This is a genomic window from Paralimibaculum aggregatum (genome assembly GCF_030270585.1).
GTDB classification, from domain to species: domain Bacteria; phylum Pseudomonadota; class Alphaproteobacteria; order Rhodobacterales; family Rhodobacteraceae; genus Thermohalobaculum; species Thermohalobaculum aggregatum.
In genome coordinates, this window is sequence record NZ_BSYI01000090.1 from 1 (window position 1) to 4107 (window position 4107).

Here is a 4107-nt window from a genome sequence, read left to right on the forward strand (position 1 = left end):
CGTTAAAGGGTTCATCTGCAAGGTGTCGGCCGGCGGCACCCGCGCCTTCGTTTTCGACTACCGGCTCGGGCGGCAGCGGCGGCAGGTCGCCATCGGCAAGTATCCGGCCTGGTCGGCGCTCAAGGCCCGCCACCGAGCACAAGCACTGCGGGTCCGGGTCGATCAGGGCCACGATCCGGCATCCGAACGGGCGGCAGACCGGGCGGCACCGCTGGTGCGCGATCTCTGGGAACGGATGCAGGCCCATGATGCCGCGCTGTCCCCGCGTAGCGCGCAGGACCGGCGGCAGATGTGGGAGAAGACGATCCTGCCGGCGCTCGGGCGGCTTCGCGTCGATGCGGTCACGCTCGGCGACATCGAGGCCCTGCATCGGAGGAAGACCGCCGCAGGCCACCCCTATGCCGCCAACCGGCTCGTCCAGGTGCTGCGCACCGCCTTCAACCGGGCCGTGCTCTGGGGAATGCGCGAGGGCAACCCGACCAAGGGCCTGCGGATGAACCCGGAGCGCCCGCGCGAGCGCTACCTCGACGAGGCCGAGTTCCGCCGGCTTCTCGGCGCGCTCGACCGGGTGAACAACCAGACCTCGGCGGATGCGCTGCGGCTTCTGATGTTCACCGGCGCCCGGCTCGGGGAGGTGCTGAAGGCGCGCTGGAGCCAGTTTGACCTCGAGGCCGGGCTCTGGGTCAAGCCCGCGGCCACCACGAAACAGCGCCGGCTGCACCGCGTGACGCTCACGGCATCGGCGCTCGCGGTGCTGCGCCGAATGCAGGCTGCGCAAACCGGTGAAGCCCTGTTCCCCGGCAGGGGCGCCAGCGATACACAACAGGAGCTGCGAAAGACGTTCAGGACCGCCTGCCAGCTGGCCGGCATCGAGGGTCTGCGCATCCACGATCTGCGCCACACCTTCGCGAGCATCCTGATCAGCACGGGCAACGATCTGGCGCTGGTCGGCAAGATGCTCGGCCACACCCAGGCGCAGACCACGCTGCGCTATGCCCATCTGCACGATGCGGCGCAGCGCCGTGCCTCGGCCCGGTTCGACCGCTTCGTCGGCCACACGGAACAGGCGGCGGAGTAGCGCCCGCGGCAGCACAGGCCCGAGCGGCGCGCCCCACAACGCAGGCCGCTCGGGCCTGTGCTGTCGTGGGCGCGCCAGGCGCAGCGCTCGCCTCTTGCCGGCGCCGCTGCTCGATGTATGACTCTCACGAGCGATGCAGGAGACCGGACCGCCATGGCCGACCCCAGCCAGACGACACCCGCCGAGGAGATGACCGCCGCCGAGGTCGTCGCCTTCCTCGATCGGGTGGTGCAGGGCTACAAGGGCCAGTACGCCCCGCTGGACCGCGCTCTCGGCATGTATGTCCAGGCGCGCACGCTCGGCTGGAAACCGCTCTACCTCATGCGCGACAAGCGGAAGATCCAGGAAGCCGAGGCGATCCTCGGCATCGCCTTCCGCGAGCACTTCCCCGAAACCGGCCCCTGCCCCGACAAGTCGATGTCCTGGCGCCTCGCCAAGAAGGTCAGCAGCTTCTGGCGCGCCGTGAGGGGCGACTACCCCAACATCAGGTCTTCAGAGCTTGAGGACGTGACAAAGGTGCGGTAGTGGTTTCTGAAGACCTTCTTTCAGGCAAGGTAGCATGAGAAAACTATCACTCTTCAACAGCCCCCACTCGGAACCGACAAGAATAATTTTCGATAGACTTTCCGACAATGCTTACTAATCGAGAGACCCCATGACCACCTCTGTATTCAACAAGCGTCCAGATACAAAGATTACATACATGGACGATGGGCTTTCAGAGCAGATCAACAACGGACCATATTGCTGTTTCATAGGGCCAAATAATTCTGGAAAATCATACTTATTAAAAACTCTTTCAATAGAACTCGGCGACAAAGCCGCTTATCTTGGCCCCGCCAGGTACAATAATTTCAACGCCCTGCCACCGTACGCGCCCCAACCCAAACGCCGTCGAGAGCAGCACCGAAATTTTCGCAGGCAGTTCAATGAATCAAATCAGAATCTTGACAATTCTCCCTTTAATATTCAACAAGCGATAGCCGAGTTTGATAATGATCGGAGAAATGTTCTCTTTGAAATAGTAAAAAAGGTTCTTGGAGCAAGCCTAAGTTTAGATCTCGCCCACCCAAAAAACGAAATGTCACAGAGATTCATTTCCTGCGATGAGCACAATTTGTCATTTGCCAGCTCTGGAACGCGTCTTGTTGTTTCAATTATCACGAGCTTGCTAGATACCGAGTATAGCCACTTTTTGATTGATGAGCCAGAGCTCGGCGTGAGTCCAAAATCTCAAGGGCAACTGGCTGATTTTATACTAGATGAAAGCATGAGAAGGAAGTATTTTTCGCATATAAAATCTATAATATTTGCCAGCCATTCATCTTTATTTCTTGATAGGAAAAATATATCAAATAATTTTGTCGTAAAGAAATCTGGAAACGAAATACAAGTGAATAGAATAAACTCTTTAGCTGAATTCAATCAAATTCATTTTTCCCTATTAGGGAATAGACTCGAGAGTCTATTTCTACCATCAGTAATTATATTTGTTGAAGGGCCAACAGAAGAGAAATACATTAGCAGGATACTGCAAGTAAAATACCCAAGTCTAAGCGCAAGCATTATTAATGCAACCAATGATAGTGAAATGAAGAGATACGCGCACATGATGGCGCAGTTATTTCCAGACCTTCAGCGCAGCCCTTATAATGGGAGAATTATCGCTATTCTTGACTCGGTACACGGGACAGGAATTGTAGACACATTAATAAAGAAGGGAATTTCAGAGGATATGATAGTTCGCTGGTCTAAAAACGGAATAGAACACTACTATCCTGAAGATATAATGCGCGATATATTTGGCGGAAACGGCCCAATATCGATTATTGGGGATGAGGTAACCATGTGCGGCGTCATGAATCGGAAGCTGGAACTATCTGAAAAAATAGCAGCAAGAATACGCGAAGATACTCGATTCCCTGATGAAATGGAGAGGAAATTGTTCCCACTTCTTGATGGCATGTAATTAGTCAACCCAACATCATGGAATTTTTGCAAGATATAACTTCTTATTCCAACCCGAAACACGGAAGAAACACACGGCACAATGAGACTATATCGCAACTTTATTGAAGGTTGTGTATTTCCATTTTTGGTGATCCGCGGGATCTCTCCCACAGGAATGCACCCCCTGCTCTCTACGGTGCCATGATGTTCAACGTCTTCCGGGGATAGCATTAACCGTTGGAGCGCGAACCTTCGCGCACCTTAGCGGGTAGGATGGTGTCTCCACACCGCTGTCCGGGTGCTCGGCGCAGCCGTAGGCCTCTCCTGGCTTGTGCCGTCCGCCCGGCCCCGCTCTTGAGAGCATGTTTACCCCCACCTATCTGCCTGTGAGTGACCATTCACTCACAGGAGGATTAAATGAATCGGAAGGATGCGGGGCTGCTGACGGCGAGCGAGGCGGCGGCGTTGCTCGGGGTCAGCGAACGGACATTGCGGCGGTGGGATCAGGCGCGGTGTGGCCCGCCGAGATCGGCAGCCGGACGGAAGCCGATCTATCGGCTTGACGCGGTGCTTCACTGGCTCAAGCAGCAGGAGCGGGGAACGATCACGGGCGAAGCGATTGCGCGGGCTCGTGGGAGGGTTGAGGGGTGACGGCGGGCCGCGCGCGTGGCGCGCGCCCGCCCGTCACCCCCCTAGACTTGACCTCTCAACATAACTCGACACGGGCACAGGCACGCTACCGGGTGACGCGCCGGGACTATGGCGGGGGTCAGGTCGAGGCGACGGTCGCACGGATCAGGGCGCCCCATCGCGACCGGGACCGGGAGCAGGGGGCGACCGCAGGCTGCATCTCCGAAGACGAGCGGCTTGCCCGGAAGGCGGAGCAGGACGAGCAGAGCCTCCGGCGGGCCAGGACGATGATCCGGCGGACGGTGCTGGCGGCACGGCTCGACCACCTGCTGACGCTGACCATCCGCGGCAACCTCACGGACAGGAAGGCGGCCTGGGGACTGCTGACGAAGTATGTACGCAAGCTCCGCTACGAGCTCGGCAAGCGGCGGGGGCTGCCGCGGGGCACC

The 4107-nt window shown here is 57.9% G+C and carries 5 protein-coding genes; all 5 read left to right on the forward strand.

What is annotated here, in order from left to right; genetic code table 11:
- On the forward strand, positions 1 to 1078 hold a 1078-nt coding region (locus QSJ97_RS24240; RefSeq protein WP_285675057.1), incomplete at its 5' end, for a tyrosine-type recombinase/integrase.
- 153 nt (positions 1079 to 1231) lie between these two features.
- Entirely contained in the window at positions 1232 to 1603 is a 372-nt protein-coding gene (locus tag QSJ97_RS24245) for a hypothetical protein (protein WP_285672898.1), read from the forward strand.
- A gap of 130 nt (positions 1604 to 1733) precedes the next feature.
- Entirely contained in the window at positions 1734 to 3047 is a 1314-nt protein-coding gene (locus tag QSJ97_RS24250; protein ID WP_285675058.1) for an ATP-dependent nuclease, read from the forward strand.
- 398 nt (positions 3048 to 3445) lie between these two features.
- Positions 3446 to 3679 carry a helix-turn-helix transcriptional regulator gene (locus tag QSJ97_RS25135; RefSeq protein WP_352231146.1) on the forward strand — a complete coding sequence of 78 codons (234 nt, stop codon included), beginning with the start codon at positions 3446 to 3448 and terminating at the stop codon, positions 3677 to 3679.
- Between the two features lie 92 nt (positions 3680 to 3771).
- On the forward strand, positions 3772 to 4107 hold a 336-nt coding region (locus QSJ97_RS24255; RefSeq protein WP_285675059.1), incomplete at its 3' end, for a hypothetical protein.

What these genes read in the sequence shown, in the direction of transcription:
- QSJ97_RS24245 (WP_285672898.1), top strand. Translation starts at nt 1,232, where the DNA reads ATGGCCGACCCCAGCCAGACGACACCCGCCGAGGAGATGACCGCCGCC.
- QSJ97_RS24250 (WP_285675058.1), top strand. Translation starts at nt 1,734, where the DNA reads ATGACCACCTCTGTATTCAACAAGCGTCCAGATACAAAGATTACATAC.
- QSJ97_RS25135 (WP_352231146.1), top strand. Translation starts at nt 3,446, where the DNA reads ATGAATCGGAAGGATGCGGGGCTGCTGACGGCGAGCGAGGCGGCGGCG.